This window comes from Microcoleus sp. Z1_A1 (assembly GCF_036700305.1).
GTDB lineage: Bacteria > Cyanobacteriota > Cyanobacteriia > Cyanobacteriales > Microcoleaceae > Microcoleus.
The window spans coordinates 142,800-162,839 of the sequence record NZ_JAUBOR010000010.1 but is presented as its reverse complement, the minus strand read 5'-3'; the positions used below and the strand labels follow the sequence as shown (position 1 = coordinate 162,839).

The window sequence follows — 20,040 nt, the reverse complement described above, 5'->3', positions numbered from 1 at the left end:
ATGTGATATCATAAAAAGTCTATTGTGTCAATAGCCTAGCTCCTGCGATGTTCAAACAGCAACAGCAGGTTGTGGGCCGAGTAGCCCTCAGAGGTTATCCTTAGTAATCAGGCTAGTTTCCGACAGGTTTGGATATGTTCCCAACAACTCTATTTCATGTTCCCCAAAATTTAATGCTATTACTCGACCGCAGCGCGATCGACCGATTAAAGCCCCTATTGGCGCAAGCAACCGGAATGCCTATAGTTGCATCGGAAAATACGGCAACAATTGCGCTCGTATTGGTTGCTATGGGAATTCTGGGTTGGGGATTTTATCGCGCCAGACCTTTTGGCAAACTGGGAATTTTGGCTTGGTTGCAGTCTGTTGCGCTGATGAGTCCCTGGCTGCTGTTCTTTGGTTTGTTCGCCGCCGGAATTTACCTCAATCTAGTTGCGGTATTGTTGCTGCTAGTGGCATCCACGGGATTGTACATTTATCTGGGCCGGCAATTGCGTAAGGCTGCATCTGATACAGTGCTGCCGCGGCCGGATGCTGCTGAGGTAAAGTCCCAAAGCGATGCTTTCTCAGCCCCTGAGTCGCAGCGACCACCAGGCCCAGAAACGATTAAGATCGTCACCTCGTCGCCTGCGAATAATGAATCAGAAATAATTCCCGTTCCGGTGGAAGACCTCAAGGCAATTAAAGGTATCTTTGGAATTGATACTTTCTTTGCCACAGAAACGATTCCCTATCAAGATGGGGTAATTCTCAAAGGCAATCTCCGAGGAGACCCAGAACAAGTACACTCACGTTTGACGGCAAGTTTGGAAGAAAGATTAAACGATCGCTACCGCCTATTTTTAGTAGAAAATCAGGACGACAAGCCCGTAGTTATTATCTTGCCCAGCACCAACGACCCGCAGCCAACAACCGTGTCTCAAAAAATCCTAGCAGTCGTGCTGCTGCTGGCAACAATTGCTACTAGCTTAGAGACAGGCGGTTTGCTGCTAGGTTTCGATTTCTTTAACTCGCCGGCTAGATATCTAGAAGTTTTGCCAATTGCAGCCGGAATTTGGGCGGTTTTAGGCTCTGGGGAAATTGCTCGCAGAGTGCTGGCAAATCGGTACAAGGTTGGCTTGAGTTGGCCGTTTTTTATACCAACTTTGCAGATAGGTTGTTTTGGAGCGATCGACCGTTTTGAGTCGCTGCTGCCCAACCGTAAAGTTTTGTTTGACATCGCTTTTGCCGGGTCAGCGGCTGGGGGAATAGTTTCTGTGCTAATGCTGGTAACGGGTTTGCTGCTGTCTCACCCCGGCAGTTTGTTTCAAATTCCCGCAGAATTTTTCAAGGGCTCGGTTTTGGTGGGAACTTTGGCAAAAGTGGTTTTGGGTTCGGCGTTGCAGCAGCAGATTGTTGACGTTCACCCGCTGGTAGTTATCGGTTGGTTGGGCTTGGTAATAACGGCGATTAATTTGATGCCGGCGGGACAGTTGGACGGGGGTAGAATCGTGCAAGCCATCTACGGTCGGAAAATAGCCAGTCGCACTACTTTGGCGACTTTTGTGGTGCTGGCTATCGTTTCTTTAGTTAATCCTTTGGCTCTGTATTGGGCGATCGTGATTCTGATTTTACAGCGGAATCTGGAGCGACCGAGCCTCAACGAGCTGACTGAGCCTGACGATGCTCGCGCGGCTTTGGGTTTGCTAGCTTTGTTCTTGATGATTGCTGCGCTGTTGCCGTTGACTCCGGCTTTGGCTGGCCGTCTGGGAATTGGCAACTAGCAGTAGTCGGGCATCTTTGGTAATAGGCTCTTGGGTTGCGGTAAATTAGTGGAATATAGGAATTGAGCGATCGAACTGGGAACTGAAGGGCGATCGGGTTCCTAACTACTAATTTCCCATTAATACCCGCGCCCAGGGCAATTTATCTACTACCAAAAGTTGATTTTTTTATAACCCAAAATTTGTTTAAACTTGATCGATTAAGTTTAAATAACTTATCTGAGCCTATAGGATAAAGTCATGGCTAATCAACTTCCTCCTGTATTGGTAACTTTTGATGCAGATGTTTTAATGACTGGCCGAACCCAAGTTTGGCAAGAATATACGAAGGTGGGAACTTGCTATATCCCAGAAGTAGTGTACGACGAAATAGATCGTCTGACAGGGCAAGCGGTGGAAAAAGCTCAAGAGCAAGTAGCTAGAGAGTTTATGCGCTTTTTTGCCGACAGCGGTTGGATTGCAACTGACGCTCAGGAAACACACCGCGCTCTCGAACCTTCGATCAAAAATCAAAGCAAGCCAGCAATGCTGGTGGTGGCGACGGCTCAGTGCGTTTACGGTTTGGCTCAAGAACACCCGGACGCATTGGTGATTTTTGTGTCCAACAGCCAGCCTCTGCTGAAGCGGCTGGCTTCTGTAGGCGCTACGAATCTCTGCGGGATTACCGGGGCGATGCTGTTAAATTGGGCGAGGAAAGGGGAACGCCCGCCGGCGGCGACTCAGCAATTGCAAACTTTGATGCGTACCCTCGCCGAACGCAAATCGACTCAGCGCCCTAACAGCAGAATTCAGGATGCTGCTGTGGGCCAAACGGGGGCTTCTGCTAGCAAGTTAACGGGGACGCGCGGCGCTTCTGAATTGAAGTCGTCTACCAGTTTTACTAAAACTAATAAAACGGGTTTGACTGAGAAGCGCAGTGCGAGTTCCCGGCCCAAAACGCCACGGCGCAATCGCGAGGAGTCGATAGATTACGAGCCGGCTGTATATCGCATGAAACATATTACACCTCCGAAAAAAAGGGACAGCGGTTTTCTGTCTAGTGTGTTCAATTTTTTGGGAGCCTTATTTTTCTTGACGGTAGCGGTGGGTATTTTGTGGCGAGTGTTCGATGTTAGGGGTTTTAGAAAGACTTTTGTGCCGGCTCTACCGCAGCCTGTGCAACAATTTGTTAAGTCGATCGACCCTAAATAATCTAGTTTGCTGAAAATTCTACCTTCTGATGTGGCTGATTTGCACCTTGGGAAACTGGGATAGCACGCTTGGTTAACAAATCGGTTCTCTCCCCTAAATATAGCGGTAAGCTGCTCGTGGCGCACCCTACGGTTAGAATTTCTGGCCTTAGTCCGCTGGGAATTTTCAACGGCTACTATCACAACACAAGATGAACGCTCCACTTTAGTGTTCTAAAAATTCCTCGCCATGCTGAACGGGAACCAAATAATTAGTGGATTAGCACTGGCTTTTGCGGGTTTTGCGTATGCTTTAGTATTTTTTGTTCTTCTTCCCTTCAGACAATACGATTATGCAGCACCACTTGGGGCAATAGCAATGGCGATCGCCCTTACTCTAGCAATGAATTGGCTACTATCTGCATCGTTGCTAACTGGCTGGAGTTGGGTGGCGGCATTATTTGGTTTTCAGGTAGTCCTGATGTTTTTTGGTAGCGTGTTTTTGGAAGATGGGCTGTACCTGCCAAATTTGTTGTTTTTGGGAACTATGATCGTAGGATATGGGAGCGTTTATACCAGTTTTTCACAACAAAAAACACTGGTAATTGTGGGCTTATTGACGGTATTTTTCCTAGCTTTAATGTACTTATCTTTGATTGGTGGCTATGCGATCAAAGGCAAAAATCCGTTTCAGGGTTCTTCTACCCAGATGCTGCCGCTGTTGAATCAAAGGGTAGAAATTATCACCGACAATCCCAAACAATTTTATTTGAATGGTAAAACTGGCGAACTCACGCATATTGACCGTTATGAGGTGACAGTGAAACTAGATTCTGGAGGAGACGAGAGATTGATGTGGCCCTATGTCAATGTTTGGTGGCAGGATATCAAGGCTGCTAGGGAATGAGAATTAAATAACTTCCACAATAACAATTAAAATTGTAAGTTATTTAATTCGCGATCCTAGCGAACAGAAGTCGCACTAATTTATATCGTTTTCGCTGGCCTCGGAATAATAAAATAGAGTCAACACTTAACACTCAACCATTCAGTTTTCAGACCCCTAGTCAACAGTCAACAGTCAACAGTCAACAATCATGACGAGTTCAACGGAAATTGATATCATTCATTGTTTAAAGCTGGCGCTGTTCCTTCTAAAGGTCGAATAATGGCCGGTTTATTGGTAGATTGTTGCTGAAAAAGTGCCTTGAGTGCCAATTCAAGATTTTCTGCCATGACGATGCGGTTTTCGTAAACAGCAATAACTCTGACTAAAGTTGGCAAACTATTACGCTCTGCTTCTAAGTAAAGAGGTTCCACATACAGTAAAGATTGTTCAATAGGAATTACTAATAAGTTTCCTTGAATTGCTTTTGAACCCTGGCGATTCCAGAGAGATATTTGTTCGGAAATAACAGGATCTTGGTTAATTAAAGCTTCTATTTGTTCCGGGCCATAAACTAATCGCTGTTTGGGAAACAGATACAACAGCAATTTTCCGTAATTGCCACCATCCGATCGCCCTGCAATCCAAGCAATTAAATTGTTGCGGCTTACTGGTGTAAATGGCAGCAGCAAAATAAATTCTTCTGTTGTTTCCGTTGGCAGTTTCGTAATCAAATAATACGGTGCTACGGGCTGCTGTTCGCTGCCATAAATTTCATTGGGAACTCGCCACAAATCCTCCCGATTGTAAAATACTTGCGGGTCTTCCATATGATAAGTTAGCAAGCGTTCTGATTGAATGCTCAGCAAATCTACTGGATATCTGATATGTTTGCGGAGAGCCGGAGGCATTTTGTCAAGGGGTTTGAAGAGTCCGGGAAAGATAGCCATCCAACTGTTAATAATCGGATCGGAGGGATAGGCAACATAGAAGTCAACAGATCCGTTGTAGGCATCAATTACTACTTTTACAGAGTTACGTATGTAGTTAAACTCATGATTTCCCGGATCGGAATACGGATAGCGAGGACTTGCTGTATAGGCATCGATAATCCAGTAAAGATAGTTGGGAGATTTATCATTAGCGGCGGGTGCAGGTTTAATTTTGTTGCCATTGTCCTCCCTGGCTTTTTCTATATCATCATTGCTAAGATTGGCGTTGGCTACTACTAAATACGGGTCAGAATCGTAGCGCAAAAAAGGAGCGATCGCCCGGACTCTTTTGTTAATATTTCGGCGGTACAGCAATTTAGTTTCTGGGGTAAAATTGCGGGTAAGCGCCATTTGCCAATTTTTGAGATAATTAGCAAACAGCCAGCGCCTCCATATAGAACCGATCGCAATTCCGCCCCTACCGCTGTAAGTATTGTAAACATTTTCTTCGCCGCTGGGATAGTCGAATTCTTTGACTTTTGTGGGCGTCATCACGTCTGTATCGGTGATTTCGCCGTAGTAAATTCGCGGGTAGCCGATCGGAATACTGGCCCGAATTCGATCGCTAGTGACTTCCAAAGCAGTCTCTCCTTTCTGGGCTGCCACTCCAATATCTTTGACAAAATAATCCGGTAAACCGCCGACACCGACTCTGTTTACGGGAGAAAGAGTAAAGCCGTAACCGTGAGTGTAAACTAGGTGTTCGTTCACCCAAGTTTGAGCATCTGGGGCAACTGCTGTGTAATCTAATTCCCGCGCTGCCAGAAACACTTGTTGACTTTCCGAATCTCCTTTTTGTGCTTTTTCCTTTTTGATTGTGTAGCGATCGATATCCGCATCAGGAAATGTATAATATGGTCTAATTTGCTGTAACTGTCGGGTCGTTTGCAGCAGCGGTCGCTTGTCCCACAGGCGGATGTTGCTAATAGTAAGTTGATTTTTTTCTAAGTCGGCATAAGTAAGTTTTCCGGCGGGATCGAATGTTTTTATTTCGATATTGTTGAGATCAAAGGCTTCTTTAGTAAAGGCAATACTGCGCTCAATGTACGGCTGTTCTCGTGCTAGTTCGTTGGGTTGAACTATGAGTTTCTGCACAATTTGTGGCAGCAGCCAACCTCCCACAAAAGTTAAAGTTACCCAGGCTAAAATAATTTTTTTTAGGACTTCATTTTTAATTTTGAATTGGTAAACCTGCCACAGCATCAAAAGTGCGATCGTCGCGGCCACAATACTCAAAAATCCATAGAAGGGCAGTCGCACTGTCACGTCAGCATAATTTGCGCCGTAAGTAACGTCTCCCCGCGAATACAGCAATGAGTAGCGCCCCAACCAGTAGCGGAATGCAACGGCTAGCATGGAAGCTGCACCCAACCCGTACAAGTGCCGCTGCTGGGATCGAGAAAACCCCAAAAATATCCCTTGACTCAGGCTATTTCCCGACAGCAAATATGTTAAAGCACTAGATACTAAACTGTACAAAAATACAACTGTCAGCCCGAATCCTAGCAAATCTAAGATTGGCAAAATAAATACATAAAAGCTAATATTTTGATGAAAAAGAGGGTCGGTCGTGTTAAAATTAATAGGGTGAAAATATTGCAAAACATTTGTCCAGCGACTGGCGACAATCAGCCCGATCGCCAAACTGAGAAAAAGGGCGATCGCCCGCAGCCAAAAATCAGGCTTAATTACCACAGCTAACATTGTCCCCAGCAGCAAGCCCAACTGCCACCAGCGAGAAAATAACTGCACGGCTATTTGCTGGATGGACTCAATTCCTAACTGCACCGGCGGTGCAGGTAAATTGCCAGCTATACCCAAATAGGTGAGGCTGTTTGCAGCCAACAGCCCGCAGTGAATTACTATAAAAGTTGCGATCGAACTCAATCCGAATACCGCCAACAGCAGCCAGGAAAAGGTTATTTGGGATTTAGCAACAGGTAATTCGTAATTCTTCTCGGTATTCTTCCCCGCGTTGTTCGCCCTCAGTGAAGCGAATAGCTCCCCCACAACCGGCGATTTCATTTCCTCTGCGGGATGTTGCAGGCGGCGGGCTAAAGCCAAATTTCCCAGCAAAAAGACAGAAGAAACAGCAATTGCGATCGTCCCCAGCAACCCTTGAGTTTTCAGCTTTAACAGAAAAACCTGAAGATATCCAACTTCCTGAAACCAGAGAATTTCTGCAGCCATGCGGGAGGCAAATTCAAGAACCAGCCACAGCCCTACAATCCCTAAAATTAATTGATAAATTCGCCTATTAGTCATTACTTATTAGTCATTAGTTATTGGTTGAATGATACAGCATATTCCAGGTTGATGAAGTACAGTAGCCGCTATATTTATGTTGTGTAATTTTAATATGTAGGGTGCGGATCTGCGACCTTTTAAATAGAACTTGCAGATTAACTGGTGGCGACGCACCTTACTTACTACAATATAGTGTGTACTACATATACATGGAATATGCTGTAACTTATATCATGTTCGAGCAATTTACCTTCCCGAATGATACTTTTGCCGCCAGGGTTGGAGGCATTTTTATTCATGGTAATTGACCGGGCATAATATGACTCCTGCTTTCGGGTCAACTGACTAATGACTAATGACTAATGACCAATGACAAACTAGCTGTACTGCTGATTGACATCCACATCCAAATTAAACAGTGTTTGCAAAGTTTGCATCGCTTGCCGCCGCGCCTCAATATCCTGCTGAGCGCGTAACTGTACCATCGGATCGTGCAAAATCTTATTCACAATCCCCCTTGTTAAAGATTCAATCACATCTTGATGTTTCTCCGAAAATTCCGAACCAAGACGCGATAAAGCTTTTTCTAACTCTTGTTCCCGAATCAATTCTATCTTATCCCGCAAACAGCTAATAGTAGGAACGGTTTCCAGACTGCGCCACCAGAGATCAAAAGCCTCTACTTCCTGTTCCAGCAAGCCCTGAGCTTCCATTGCCATTTTGCGACGGGTTTCGTGATTTTGAGCTACCACTGCTTTCAAGTCGTCCACATTAAACGATCGCACATTAGTGAGTTCGTTTGCATCCGAGTCAATGTTGCGCGGCACAGAAATATCCACCAACATCAAAGGGCGATTCGGATCTAAAACCGCTTCCAATTTAGCTTTATTTAACAGTGGATCGGTAGCTGCCGTACTGGTAAAAACCAAGTCAGAACTAGCAATTACCTGCATCATTTCCGATAGCTGATACAGGTGCAGTTGAGCATCTTTAAACTGACCGGCCAACTCCAGGGCGCCCCGCACAGAGCGGTTAACGATCGAAATATGGCTAGCTCCTTTGGAGAGCAAATGCTGCACCAAAAGCCGCGACATTTTGCCAGCACCGATAATGGCAATTTTGCTGCTTGCTAAATGCTGACCCTTCATTTGAGCCAATTCTGCCGCCGCCGAACTAATCGAAACTGCACCAGTACCGATGCTAGTTTCCGTGCGAACTCGTTTCCCTGCTGTGAGAGCTTGCTTGAACAAGCGCTCTAAAATTCTGCCTACACCTTTGTACTGCTGGGCGAGTTTGTGAGTTTGTTTCACCTGAGCCAAAATTTGTCCTTCTCCGAGCACCAAACTGTCGAGGCCAGAAGCCACTCGCATCAAGTGCATCACCGCATCTTCGTGCAGCAAAATAAACAGGTGAGGGCGCAAAGACTGCAAAGGAACTTTACTGAATTCGGAAAGGAACTGAATAACCTCTCGCACACCAGGTTCCGACTCGCGGGTAACAATATAAATCTCTAAGCGGTTGCAAGTGCTGAGGATGGCAACCTCTTGAACGTGCGGGTAGCCGCGCAATTGGGCGATCGCGGCTTCAACTTTCTGTTCTGGAATGCTCAGTTTTTCGCGAACTTCTACCGGCGCTGTTTTGTGGCTGAGACCTACGACTGCAATATTCATATCTGTGATTTGTCACTATTTCTTTCTTAGTTGTTAACAGTCACCTGTTATTAGTTCTTAGTTTATCGCTAATTGCTAATCACTGGTGACTGTTCACCGTTAACTGTTAATTGTTAACATTTAACTGTTAACCACTAACTAATCACTAATTCAATTGCAGAGATTTCGGCTGGTCAAACATATGGATTGTATCCACAAATCGAGCCGTTTTCGACTGAGAAGAAATTACCAAACTTTCAGTGCGAGCGCCGCCGCCAAAGAAGCGAACTCCATTCATCAGCGTTCCGGGAGTAATCCCGCAAGCTGCAAACAGAACTGTTTCTCCAGATGCCAGCTCTTCAGCATTGTAAATCTTGTCTGGGTCTGTGATGCCCATCTCTTTCAGGCGGGCGATATTGCTCTCTTTGCTTTCACCGATCAAACCAGTTTTTACAACAGCCGGATCGTAAATTAACTGCCCTTGGAAGTGACCGCCCAAGCAGCGCATTGCCGCTGCAGAAATCACGCCTTCGGGTGCTGCGCCAATACCCATAAGTGCGTGGATGTTGGAACCAGAAAACGCGCAAGAAATCGCTGCCGAAACGTCGCCGTCGCTGATCAGCCGAACTCTTGCACCCGCTTGCCGAATTTCATTAATTAAATCTTTGTGTCGGGGGCGATCCATGACCACCACCACCAAATCTTCAATACTGCGGCTGAGACAATCAGAGATAATTTTGAGGTTTTGAGTGGGCGTTTTGCGAATATCTACATGATTCTTAGCAGCCGCAGGAGCAGCCAATTTGTTCATGTAGAAATCCGGTGCCGCAAACAAACCACCTTTTTCAGAGATTGCCAAAACTGCCATCGAACCGTTTTGACCGTAAGCAACCAGGTTAGTACCTTCGCAGGGGTCAACAGCGATGTCAATTTCGATCAATTCATCTATGTTGCAGACATCTTTGGCATCTTCGCGGGTACAAATACCTACTTGTTCACCGATGTAAAGCATGGGTGCGTCATCGCGCTCGCCTTCGCCGATCACGATGCGGCCGCGCATATGAATTTTGTTCATGCGCTCCCGCATGGCTTCTACAGCCACTCTGTCGGCTTCATCTTTTTCGCCTTTGCCCATCAAGCGAGCGGAAGCGATGGCTGCCTGCTCAACTACTTCGATAATCTCTAAACCGATTACATTGTCCACGAACTAGATCCTCCCAACTGCTGATGCGTGCCTTGTGCTCTTTTGCACTCCCAGCCATCAAGTTTATCAGAGGCGGGGATCTGTGCGAGCGCAAGCAGTTGCTTAGTTTGTGTTAACTTTTGCTTCTTTGAGACTGGGGCTGGAAAATCTGAGTCCAACAAGCTCAAAGATCCGACCAAGAGGGCCGGCACGGGGAGTAGGGGTAGCACGGCCCCTACAAGAGAATGAAACAGCCCTGCCGTCTGAACGCTAAATCGCGGACTCCAGAGGTTCCGGGGCTGCGACGGGCTGTTTCAGGCAAGTTGTCATTCCGAGTGCCGTTAAAGGTTTTATGATTAGTTTGCGATGCACGATTTCTCAGAAACCCGGTTGCTAACCCGGAATTTATCGTTACTAAACCCAAAATTTTGGTAGAAACCGGGTTTGTGAGGGTAAGTCCTAATGACGATCGCAAATCAAATGGACAGCCCCAAATCGCGACGCAGTAGACTTTATGAGCCGTAAGCAAAAAACAATGATGATGAAAGCCCAAGATATTATGACCACAGATGTTGTTACCATTCGCGGTTCAGCAACGGTAGCTGAAGCGGTGGCGATGATGAACGATTTGTGTTTGCGCGCGTTGATTGTGGAACGTCGCCACGAACAAGATGCCTATGGCATTGTGACAGAAACGGATATTGTCTATAAAGTAGCAGCCTACGGAGTAGACCCGAAAAAAGTCCGCGTCTTCGAGATTATGACCAAACCTTGCATTACGGTCAATCCTGACTTGGGGGTGGAATATGTGGCTAGGTTGTTCGCGAATACCCGCATCCGCCGGGCGCCGGTGATTAAGGACGAGCTAGTGGGCATTATTTCGGTCACGGATATATTGACAAAAAGCGATTTTCTTGAGAAGCCGAAGAGTGTTTTATTTGACGAAGAAATCGAACAGGCGATCGCGGATGCCAGAAGTATCTGTGCCGAAAAAGGCGCTACCTCTAGAGAGTGCGCGGTAGCCTGGGATATTGTAGAAGAAATGCAGGCTGAGGCTTCTCACCAGCGATCGATGAAGCTGGAAAAAACGGCTTTTGACCAGTATTGCGAGGAAAATCCAGAGGCTGCTGAAGCGCGGATATACGACAGTTAATCTAGTTATTAGTCATTAACTATTAGTTATTAGTTATCAACTCTTATTTATGGATTGATAACTAATAACTAACAATCGGAAATAGCTTTTTTTCGGCTCGCCTCACGAAAGATAAAAATCTTAAGTGTTTGGCCCTGTCATCAGAAATTTGGGTTTGAAACCCCGTCCTTCGTTTGACGGCTTTACAAAGATTTTACATTGAGTCTAGCACAATATCACAATCGAAGTGTTAGACTGTGAGCATGACGCTCAAAGCCTTCAGCTATCGATTCTACCCAACTCCGGAACAAGAGAGTTTGTTGCGACGGACAATGGGTTGCGCTCGTTTAGTATACAACCGTGCCTTAGCCGTAAGAACCGAGGCATGGTACAAAGACCAAAAACGGGTAGGGTATGCTGAAACCTCTTCAATGCTAACCGAATGGAAGAAAACAGAAGAGTTAGATTTTCTGTCGGAAGTTAGCTGCGTACCGTTACAGCAATGCTTGCGACATTTACAAACGGCTTACACCAATTTTTTTGATGGGCGGGCGAAATATCCCAACTTCAAGAAAAAACGCAATGGTGGTAGCGCAGAGTTTACCAAATCTGCTTTCAAGTTTAAGGATGGACAAGTTTACTTAGCAAAGTGTGCCGACCCGTTGCCAATTCGTTGGAGCCGGATGCTACCTGTCGGTTGCCGACCATCAACCATTACGGTGAAGCTTTCACCCTCTGGTAGGTGGTCAGTTTCCCTGTTGGTGAATGTTGAAATTGAAGCATTACCTCAGTCAGGCAGTCAAGTTGGTATTGACTTGGGCATTACAAGTTTACTCGCTCTTAGCACTGGTGAAAAGATTGCCAATCCCAAAGGATTCAAGGCAAAATATCGCAAACTTAGAAGAGCGCAGAAAGCTTTAAGCCGGAAACAGAAAGGGTCAAACAACCGTTACAAAGCACGACTCAAAGTAGCGAAAGTACATCAAGAAATTGCTGATGCAAGAAAAGATAACCTTCACAAGTTAACAACGCGGTTGGTGCGCGAAAACCAAACCATCGCCGTCGAGAATTTGGCTGTGAAGAACATGATTAAAAATCCCAACCTTGCCCTGGCCATAAGTGATGCAAGTTGGGGCGAATTGGTCAGGCAACTTGAATACAAGTGTAAGTGGTACGGTCGTACTTTAATTAAGATTGACCGATGGTTTCCGAGTTCAAAACGGTGTGGCAATTGCGGACACATCGTTGACAAGATGCCGTTGAATATCCGGGAATGGGATTGTCCTAATTGCGGGACACACCATGACCGAGACATCAACGCGGCAAAGAATATTTTGGCGGCAGGGCTTGCCGTGGCAGTCTGTGGAGCGACTGTAAGACCCGAACAGAGTAAATCTGTTAAGGCAGGTGCGAAACCCCGTAAGGGACAGAAGCAGAAACCTAAATCTTGAGGTTTGGGAATCCTCGCCGTTCTACGGCGGGGTGGATGTCAAACAAAACACGTTCAGCTTATTCCCATCAAGATCGCGAAAATATCCCGCATAAAACCCCGGTAACGCGCCTCTTGGTCCTGCTGGCCCTTCATCCTTAGCCCCAAGTTCGATCGCTTTGTTATAAACTAAGTTAACTTTTTCTGGACTGTCAACCTGAAGAGCTATCATGACTCCATTGCCAACAGTTGCTGTGTTACCATCATAGGGTTTTATAATAGCAAGTGCTGGTTCCTCTGGAGAAACGCTCCATGCGATAAATCCGTCGAATTCCATGAATCGTCGAGCGCCAATTTCAGCCAGCAAAGCATCATAAAACTTGGCTGCCGTTTCAATATCGTTGGTACCGAGTGTAACATATCCGATCATATTTTTTGTCTTCTAACTGATGTTAAGATTTAAAAGTGTTTGAGCAAATAACAACAGAGTTAAACTGATCTTGAGAAAACCCAAGCTACAACTCAAACATCATTTTACATCATAACTCAAACTATCTCGGTTTTGTCGGCTGCAATGATTTATTGTCGATCGCTAATACATTCGGGACTGTCTCTAGTTGGACTATTGACGATCGCACTTACGGCCTTTGCTTTCATCGCTTCGGAAGCATAGGGCTTTAACAAGGGCAAAACTTCCCGAGCATTTTTAACAGCAGGATCGAGCCACTGTTCCCAATCGCTGTCGGGGAGAATCACGGGCATTCGATCGTGCAGCGGCTGCACTGTTTCGTTAGCAGCGGTAGTAATTATACTGCAAGATACAATGTTTTCTTTTTCAGGAGATTCCCAATTTTCCCACAAACCGGCAAAAGCAAAAGGTTCGCCATCTGCCTTTTGAAAATAGTAAGGCTGTTTGTTCTTTCCCTGCTGCTGCCATTCGTAGAAACCGTCAGCCACTATCAAACATCGCCTGTGCTTGATGGCGCTGCGAAAAGCAGGTTTTTCGGCTACAGTTTCCGATCGCGCATTAATCATGCGACTGCCTATTTTCATGTCTTTTGCCCAACTTGGAATCAGACCCCAGCGCATAAATTGAAAATGTCGCTGCATTTTTTCTGGTTCAACTGTGACTGTGGCAACTGATTGAGTTGGGGCGATATTGTATCGCGGTTTGATGTCTGGAACTCCCGACAGTTTGAATAATTCGGCGATGATTTGACCTGAAGTAGTTAAAGTGAATCTTCCGCACATAATTTTATAGTTGTATTAACGCGGTTTTTACCGATTCCGGCAGTTCGACAGTCGGGTAATCCGGCAGTCCGGCATGGGTTGAAACCCCTGCCTCAAAGCTAAAGTCGGTTAAAACCGACTGGAAATATGAGCTCAATATCTATCTATTTTAGTCCTCTTTTAGAGGACTTTAACTATGAGACAGGGGTTAAAAACCCCTGTCGGATTGTCGGACTAAACCGGGCGGGCGAGACGCCCACCCCACAAGAAAATTCATTCTTTGTGGAACAGGCATCTTGCCTGTTCTTGCGGGACACCCCACAAGAAAATTCATTCTTTGTGGAACAGGCATCTTGCCTGTTCTTGCGGGATACCCCACAAGAAAATTCATTCTTTGTGAAACAGGCATCTTGCCTGTTCTTGCGGGATACCCCACAAGAAAATTCATTCTTTGTGAAACAGGCATCCTGCATGTTCTTGCGGGATACCCCACAAGAAAATTCATTCTTTGTGGAACAGGCATCTTGCCTGTTCTTGTGATTTACCGTTAAGTGGGGGTGAATTTTCGAGATGATTTGTTTTAGGCAATTATTGTTGGTAAAACCCCACCCTAAGAGACATTGCTAAATTGTGGAACCTTCGCCGACAACCATTCGGCGCGCAACTTGTCAATAGCTAATTCTTTGAATTTAGCTTCTACTTCAATCCAAGGAGCTTGATAATAGCAATTAGGCATTTCTGTAATTAAATCGCTGTGGCGCGGATCGGCAAAAAATTCTCTGCCATTCGATATATGCACTAATTGCCATTCAGGAACAGACCAAGTTGTGCGGGCGGCTGCGAGCATTTCGGCAACGCTGGGATCGTCGTAAGTTTCTAAATGTTCGTGAATGACGTGGTGGTGGGCGTCAAAAACCATTGGTACGCCGGTATCGAGACAAACTTCTAAAATTTCCGAGGAACTGTAAGCGTATTCGTCATTTTCAAAGGTTAAGCGCGATCGAATTGATTCGGGTAAATCGCGGATGACAGACTTGAGCTGCGAAGTGCGATCGCTCTTGCCGCCGTGAATGTTCATCAGTGCCAGGGGCGATCGGGGCTGTCCCAACATATCTAAAATTAAAGCATGAGTCGCGAGAATTTTAATGCTGTTTTCAACCACAGAAACCTTGTCGGAACTGAGGACGACAAATTGATCCGGGTGGAGTACCAAGCGGATGCCTAAAGAAAGAGCGCGATCGCCCGTAGTCCGCAATTCTTCAGTCATGGAGTGTAGCACTGCTTCCCCCAAATCTGTATCTGCAAAAGGGAACAGTGCAGAAGTCATGCGGTAGAGCTTAATCTGATTAACGGAACAGAAGTCGATCGCTTTGTCAAGCCGCTTTAAGTTGTCTGTATAAAGCTCGCGCAATACCGTTTCTTGTTCAGTTTCCGAAAGCTGTAAAAGTCGCTTCCGCGTGACTGTGCGAAAGCGAACTTCATTGGATGTTGTAATACAGACTAATCCCAATTCCGGCAATTTGTCTTTTTCCAATACTTGGTTAATATTGCTCATTTAAAATAACACCTAGCTCTATTTCGATCGCAAAATAGGTTTGTAATAAGGACTGAAGTCCTTAGTTATCAAGTTTTGAGAGACTTTACTCCCTCAAAACTCGATCTAACTATAATTTCTAGCTTAGACTCAGCGGCTGCGGGCGATCGCCTATCTTAAGTCAGAGATGTTGCTTAATAGTTGAGGATGCCATAGCACTCCTGGCATAAATTGTGAAATTTTTCTCTTCTCTTCTCAACATTCGCGTCAAGAGAGTCTTCGCGGTTCCTTCACAAAAAAACTCAGTTTCGTGTTTCCCGAAAGAATTGCTATATCTCCTGACTTTCCCCATTTCCCGTTTTCAATCAACTTCGCAAACGCCCTGACCTGAGAATGCTAATAATCAACCAAAAACCCAAAAAACTCGCCGCCCCAAACAAACCAGTGCTCAGAAAAGATAGCTGAGAAGTTTGTGCGTTAGAAGAAATAATTGCCGCCCCCACAATCAGCGAACCCACGACAATACTAAAAGAAAGTCGGTTCGCAGAATCCCCCAGAGTGCGGCGTAGCGGATCGAGTTCTTTTAGTGTCAAGTTCCACTTCAAAGTTTCCGAAGTAACTCGGTCTAAAAGCACTTCCACCTGTCGCGGAGATTGCAAAGATAAGCTTTTCAGATCCAGGGCAGTTCTCAGCAGAGCTTGGATCGGATCGTCTCCTAATAACTGACGCCGAAACATATCGGTCATCAGCGGTTTAACCTGCTCTACAATATTAAATCGGGGATTAAAAGAGCGCGCCAGTCCCTCCAAATTCGCTAGAGTTTTTGCATACAAACCGAGATTGCTGGGCAGCCGAATTTTATTTTTGCGGGTGATTTCCAGCACCTCATAAAAAATTTCCGACAAGTTCATTTGCGACAAGCTAACATTGTAATACTTGCGTAGCATTCGAGCCAAATCGTTCTCTAGATTAACTAAACTTGTCGGCTGAGCAAATTCGGCCATTTCCAAAGTTAATTGAGCGCAGCGCTGAGCGTCTAAATCGACAATTGCCAGCAACATTTCTGTCAAATTCTGCTGAGTGCGCGGGTCTAATCTGCCGACCATGCCGCAGTCTAGCAAAGCTATGCGGCCGTCTTTGAGATAAAATAAATTGCCGGGATGCGGGTCTGCGTGAAAGAATCCGTCGATATATAACTGCTGGAAGAAAACGCGGCAAAGTAGCGTTGTAATTTCTTCGCGTTCGGCATTTATATCTCCTTTGTGGCGAATTCCTTGCAAATCGCCTAACAAAATCGGGACTCCGTTCAGCCACTCCATGACTAAGAGTTTTTTTGTAGTTAACTCCCAGTTAATTTCTGGTAAGACCACTTGTGTGGGGTCAAACCATTTACTTTTAGATAAATTGCGGCGCAGTTCGTCTGTGTAGCTGGCTTCTTGAATGAAGTCTAGTTCTGCACGCAGGGCGATCGCAAATTCTTCTGCTAAGGCGACAATATCGTATTGTTGACCGAAGTCTGTGAGCATGACAAGTTCTGCCAAACCTCGCAGTACGGCGATGTCTTGTTCGATGACAATATCAATACCGGGGCGCTGAACTTTGAGGGCGACTTCGCGGCCGTCTTTTAAGGTAGCTTTGTGGGTTTGGGCGATCGAACCTGCTGCGATGGCTTCGGTGTTAAATTTGGCGAAGGTATTTTCGAGAGATTGTGTGAGTTCCTGGCGGACGATTGCTTCTACTTGCGACCACGGTACGGGCGGCACTTCCGCTTGTAGCGTGGAGAGAGTTTCGATGTAGCTGGCGGGTAAAAGGTCAGGACGGGTGCTCAGCAATTGACCCAATTTGACAAATACTGGGCCTAATTCGACGAGGATATTGCGGAGAACTGCTGGAGTTGGGAGACTGGGTGCGTCGGTTTTGCGGCCGGTTAGGAGGCTTTTCATGTAGTCCCAACCGTTGCGGAAGACGACCTCTAGAATTTCTCCTTTGCGAGAATTGTTTTGAACTAGGCTAAACAAGGGGCCTCCGGGTCGATCGGGTTTAAGGGCTATATAACTACTAGGATAGCGCTGTTGACCAAGCTGACCAGTGTCTTGGGGAATAACTTGGGGGTGGTGCGAATGGGGCGCGATTCCCTACGGGATAGCTTCGCACGCGCGTATTTTGGGTAGCAGAATTGCTGTTGAGAATTTCCTCGTCTCGGAAACATTTTCAGACCGTTTTGTTACTTATAGTATTCATTAATTGACTTATAATCTGTAGACTTATTGTCTATAAAAGTTTATTTATAGTCTGTAGATTTATTGTCTACATTTTTTGATAATTGTACCTTGAAGCAAAAAAGTGAAATAGATATCAAAAAGCGTTTTGGAAAAGCCATAAGGCGGCGTCGGCGAGAACTCGATCTATCACAAGAACACCTAGCCGAAATTTCAGGACTTCATCGTACTTACATTTCGAGCATAGAAAGAGGTCAGCGCAATCCATCTTTGGAAAATATTGACAATCTAACAAAAGCCCTGGATATATCTATTTCTGAGCTCTTTGCTAACTATGGTATAGAGGTAGAAGAGTGACAGCTAAAAAAAATGCTAAAGCTAAAAATACTCGGTTGAGCTATAAACTTGGTCTGCCAGCAGCAATAGCGAGAAAAGTTGAAAAGACAGGTCAAACCAGAGGTGCAGAGAAAGATACTGTTTATCAAAACCGCGTCCTCCGATCTAGTACAGTCCTAATACCGCTGAGTTCGTGGAAAGTTGGGGTTGTCCCACCACCCGAAGGATTTGAAAATGGTTACATAGTTCTTGCCCATCCAGAGGAATACTTTTCGGACACTCCTCCAACCTCTAAATTAGATTTACCAAAAGACTTACAGCTAGGAAAAGATTTATTAGTATTTTATGAAACTAGACCTCAATGGATGCGCTACCCTCCAAGTCAGTATGGTTGGCATCCCGCCCATTCTCGAATTCCACCACTAGGAGGTCAATACCTTGCCCGCGTACCAGATACTACCCGTCCTGGAGACTCTCTTGAAAGGCATGGGTACATAGATAGCAAAACTGGCGGTCAAGGGGCAGGAATTAGGATTTATGAGTATGCTTCAAAAACAGAAATAGAAGCTACTAGATATCAGTTATCTTTCCTTGTGTGGCAAACCGAGGGAATTATTGATATGGCGCGAGAAGAAGGGACACTGAATCCTGAAGAATGCAAGGCAATAATCGAAGCTAAATGTCAGGACATGGGACTGAGCGATCTTACGCTACTTCAGCAAAACAGGATAATAGATAGCCAACAGCGTACCGTTTGCCCTCTTTGCTTGAAGCCTATCCTAGCTCAAGAGCTGGCGTCCCGCGTGGAACAAGCTGAAGGTCGAAATGTACCTGATTTGACAGTTACCACAGCAAATTTATTTCATGTTAAGGAACTCAAAGCCGGAGTATATAATCACTGTCGTTACAATTTGGGATGGGGACATCATCACTGTAATGCAGCAGCTAGAGACTGGGGAGTTAAACGCACATTAAAATGGATGGAAGAAGTCCTCACAAATAACGGAAAAATAATTAATTATTTTTCCGAAGACACATTATTTAATAAGTTTTGAAACAAAAATTCCTTTTTCCAGTCAAATTCTGATGTTTTAGACTTTGGTAATGGCTGTGATATATCAGAACACCGTAAAGTTATTTTGTGACACAGACTTTCTTCAATCTCAATCAGCATAGCTTTACGACCTAACATTTGGGCTGCTTGTCCAACAACACCTGAACCTGCAAAGCAATCCAGCACCATATCACCCGAATAAGAACTGGCTTCAATAATATGAGTAATCATATCTAATGGCTTTTCTGCTGGGTGTTTACCCCGGTAAGGTCTAACTGTTGGGAAATCCCAAATATCGGTGTATGGTATATCGGCAGTTACAGAAAAAGGTCTGATTATTTCTTGATAATCAGGTAATTCTGGGACTTGGGGGCTAAATTTAGACAACACCGATTTCAGTTTTTGATATTGTTCGGGACTGGGGATGTTTCTGCCGGTCTCCCAATTCGATACTGCACCACCGTGATTGACACTCCCATACTCACCAATAGCTTCTGTTAGCTGAATAGTTGAGATCCCTGCAGCTTCGCGGGTTTTTCTGAGCAAGCTACCAAAAGCTGATTGTTTGTTGTTTTCCGCTGAGGCTGATTCAGCAAAAATAATCCGTTCCGAATGAAGATACCAACTCCTTAAACTTTCTTTTTTTGCCTTTTGCTTCCATCCATCATAGCCTGGTTCATTGGGTTTTGTCCAAGTAATTGAAGCTAGGACATTAAATCTTTCACCTAACATTACCTCAATTTTGGCTGCCATTTTATTAGAGGCAAAACAGTAGAGAGAGCCATTGGGAGCTAATACCCGCTGCCATTGCTCGGCTATAGTGTCTAACCAGTGAAGGTACTCTGGATCATTTTTAAATCTTTTGTCGCCCGTAATGTTATCTTTTTTAGTAGAATGATAGGGGGGGTCTGTCAGAATTAGATTGACACAATTATTAGGCAGTGACTTTAATACATCTAAGCAGTCACCTTGGTAGAGAGTGACCGCAGGGGATTGAAAGTAGGTGTTCATTGGCTTATTTTCTCTATAGCGCTCTGTACTCAACCGCTCGATTCCATAATTTAAGTTATTATATATGGGAAACCGAACCTCAGTCTAGTCTGTAAGACAATTAAATGATGGGTTTTACGCTCGCCCGGTTCAACATCTTTAACAGCTTCGGGAAAAATAGCCTGTTTTATAATTTTTTGTAATTCGCTTTTTCCGGGATTTATTGT

The 20,040-nt window shown here is 45.2% G+C and carries 16 protein-coding genes; 8 read left to right on the top strand and 8 right to left on the bottom strand.

The genetic code is table 11. The annotated features are described in order from the left end of the window. The first annotated feature begins 134 nt into the window (after positions 1-134). The 3 genes from QT973_RS09350 (at position 135) to QT973_RS09340 (ending at position 3,839) form a co-directional block, all read left to right on the top strand. Complete coding sequence (locus tag QT973_RS09350) at positions 135-1,763, top strand: site-2 protease family protein (protein WP_333055838.1); 1,629 nt, start codon at positions 135-137, stop codon at positions 1,761-1,763. Positions 1,764-2,003: 240 nt separating this feature from the next. Next, positions 2,004-2,954, top strand: coding sequence for a PIN domain-containing protein (locus tag QT973_RS09345; RefSeq protein ID WP_333055836.1), 951 nt, complete (start codon positions 2,004-2,006; stop codon positions 2,952-2,954). A gap of 228 nt (positions 2,955-3,182) precedes the next feature. Next, positions 3,183-3,839, top strand: a complete 657-nt coding sequence (locus QT973_RS09340; RefSeq protein WP_333055835.1) for a hypothetical protein — start codon at positions 3,183-3,185, stop codon at positions 3,837-3,839. 215 nt (positions 3,840-4,054) lie between these two features. Here QT973_RS09340 and QT973_RS09335 read toward each other — a convergent pair whose 3' ends face one another. The 3 genes from QT973_RS09335 to glpX all read right to left on the bottom strand — a co-directional run bounded on the left by QT973_RS09335 (position 4,055) and on the right by glpX (position 9,910). Further along, positions 4,055-7,075: a UPF0182 family protein gene (locus QT973_RS09335; protein WP_333210802.1), complete on the bottom strand. Its 3,021-nt coding sequence runs from the start codon at positions 7,073-7,075 to the stop codon at positions 4,055-4,057. A 359-nt stretch (positions 7,076-7,434) separates the two neighbouring features. Continuing rightward, positions 7,435-8,727: a glutamyl-tRNA reductase gene (locus QT973_RS09330; protein WP_333055833.1), complete on the bottom strand. Its 1,293-nt coding sequence runs from the start codon at positions 8,725-8,727 to the stop codon at positions 7,435-7,437. 145 nt (positions 8,728-8,872) lie between these two features. After that, a complete protein-coding gene (glpX, locus tag QT973_RS09325) occupies positions 8,873-9,910 on the bottom strand; it encodes a class II fructose-bisphosphatase (RefSeq protein ID WP_333055832.1) in 1,038 nt (345 codons plus the stop codon). Positions 9,911-10,424: 514 nt separating this feature from the next. Between glpX and QT973_RS09320 the strand changes: the two genes are divergently transcribed. Beyond that, complete coding sequence (locus tag QT973_RS09320; protein WP_333055870.1) at positions 10,425-11,042, top strand: CP12 domain-containing protein; 618 nt, start codon at positions 10,425-10,427, stop codon at positions 11,040-11,042. 242 nt (positions 11,043-11,284) lie between these two features. Further along, on the top strand, positions 11,285-12,472 hold the full coding sequence (locus QT973_RS09315) for an RNA-guided endonuclease TnpB family protein (protein ID WP_333055831.1): 1,188 nt from the start codon (positions 11,285-11,287) through the stop codon (positions 12,470-12,472). Between the two features lie 21 nt (positions 12,473-12,493). On the opposite strand, the gene QT973_RS09310 is transcribed toward QT973_RS09315, so the two are convergent. Together QT973_RS09310 and QT973_RS09305 are read right to left on the bottom strand one after the other, a co-directional pair. After that, positions 12,494-12,880: a VOC family protein gene (locus QT973_RS09310; RefSeq protein ID WP_333055830.1), complete on the bottom strand. Its 387-nt coding sequence runs from the start codon at positions 12,878-12,880 to the stop codon at positions 12,494-12,496. Between the two features lie 149 nt (positions 12,881-13,029). Continuing rightward, positions 13,030-13,701 (bottom strand): SOS response-associated peptidase, encoded by a 672-nt coding sequence (locus QT973_RS09305; protein WP_333055829.1) that lies wholly within the window; start codon positions 13,699-13,701, stop codon positions 13,030-13,032. A gap of 126 nt (positions 13,702-13,827) precedes the next feature. Between QT973_RS09305 and QT973_RS09300 the strand changes: the two genes are divergently transcribed. Beyond that, the gene (locus QT973_RS09300) at positions 13,828-14,220 is read left to right on the top strand and encodes a hypothetical protein (RefSeq protein WP_333055828.1); all 393 of its coding nucleotides are present in this window, start codon (positions 13,828-13,830) and stop codon (positions 14,218-14,220) included. A 70-nt stretch (positions 14,221-14,290) separates the two neighbouring features. On the opposite strand, the gene uvsE is transcribed toward QT973_RS09300, so the two are convergent. Further along, a complete protein-coding gene (gene uvsE, locus QT973_RS09295; RefSeq protein WP_333391207.1) occupies positions 14,291-15,235 on the bottom strand; it encodes a UV DNA damage repair endonuclease UvsE in 945 nt (314 codons plus the stop codon). 344 nt (positions 15,236-15,579) lie between these two features. After that, positions 15,580-17,232 (bottom strand): AarF/ABC1/UbiB kinase family protein, encoded by a 1,653-nt coding sequence (locus tag QT973_RS09290; RefSeq protein ID WP_333055826.1) that lies wholly within the window; start codon positions 17,230-17,232, stop codon positions 15,580-15,582. A gap of 285 nt (positions 17,233-17,517) precedes the next feature. Between QT973_RS09290 and QT973_RS09285 the strand changes: the two genes are divergently transcribed. Both QT973_RS09285 and QT973_RS09280 read left to right on the top strand, forming a co-directional pair. Then, complete coding sequence (locus tag QT973_RS09285; RefSeq protein WP_333055825.1) at positions 17,518-17,790, top strand: helix-turn-helix transcriptional regulator; 273 nt, start codon at positions 17,518-17,520, stop codon at positions 17,788-17,790. Then, positions 17,787-18,824: a BstXI family restriction endonuclease gene (locus QT973_RS09280; RefSeq protein WP_333055824.1), complete on the top strand. Its 1,038-nt coding sequence runs from the start codon at positions 17,787-17,789 to the stop codon at positions 18,822-18,824. The genes QT973_RS09285 and QT973_RS09280 overlap by 4 nt, the downstream gene beginning before the upstream one ends. Here QT973_RS09280 and QT973_RS09275 read toward each other — a convergent pair. After that, positions 18,788-19,834 carry a site-specific DNA-methyltransferase gene (locus QT973_RS09275; protein WP_333055823.1) on the bottom strand — a complete coding sequence of 349 codons (1,047 nt, stop codon included), beginning with the start codon at positions 19,832-19,834 and terminating at the stop codon, positions 18,788-18,790. The genes QT973_RS09280 and QT973_RS09275 overlap by 37 nt on opposite strands. Positions 19,835-20,040 lie beyond the last annotated feature (206 nt).

What these genes read in the sequence shown, in the direction of transcription:
- uvsE (WP_333391207.1), bottom strand. Translation starts at nt 15,235, where the DNA reads ATGAGCAATATTAACCAAGTATTGGAAAAAGACAAATTGCCGGAATTG.
- QT973_RS09305 (WP_333055829.1), bottom strand. Translation starts at nt 13,701, where the DNA reads ATGTGCGGAAGATTCACTTTAACTACTTCAGGTCAAATCATCGCCGAA.
- QT973_RS09335 (WP_333210802.1), bottom strand. Translation starts at nt 7,075, where the DNA reads ATGACTAATAGGCGAATTTATCAATTAATTTTAGGGATTGTAGGGCTG.
- QT973_RS09310 (WP_333055830.1), bottom strand. Translation starts at nt 12,880, where the DNA reads ATGATCGGATATGTTACACTCGGTACCAACGATATTGAAACGGCAGCC.
- QT973_RS09350 (WP_333055838.1), top strand. Translation starts at nt 135, where the DNA reads ATGTTCCCAACAACTCTATTTCATGTTCCCCAAAATTTAATGCTATTA.
- QT973_RS09300 (WP_333055828.1), top strand. Translation starts at nt 13,828, where the DNA reads ATGAGCTCAATATCTATCTATTTTAGTCCTCTTTTAGAGGACTTTAAC.
- QT973_RS09330 (WP_333055833.1), bottom strand. Translation starts at nt 8,727, where the DNA reads ATGAATATTGCAGTCGTAGGTCTCAGCCACAAAACAGCGCCGGTAGAA.
- QT973_RS09340 (WP_333055835.1), top strand. Translation starts at nt 3,183, where the DNA reads ATGCTGAACGGGAACCAAATAATTAGTGGATTAGCACTGGCTTTTGCG.
- QT973_RS09320 (WP_333055870.1), top strand. Translation starts at nt 10,425, where the DNA reads ATGATGATGAAAGCCCAAGATATTATGACCACAGATGTTGTTACCATT.
- QT973_RS09315 (WP_333055831.1), top strand. Translation starts at nt 11,285, where the DNA reads ATGACGCTCAAAGCCTTCAGCTATCGATTCTACCCAACTCCGGAACAA.
- QT973_RS09345 (WP_333055836.1), top strand. Translation starts at nt 2,004, where the DNA reads ATGGCTAATCAACTTCCTCCTGTATTGGTAACTTTTGATGCAGATGTT.
- QT973_RS09275 (WP_333055823.1), bottom strand. Translation starts at nt 19,834, where the DNA reads ATGAACACCTACTTTCAATCCCCTGCGGTCACTCTCTACCAAGGTGAC.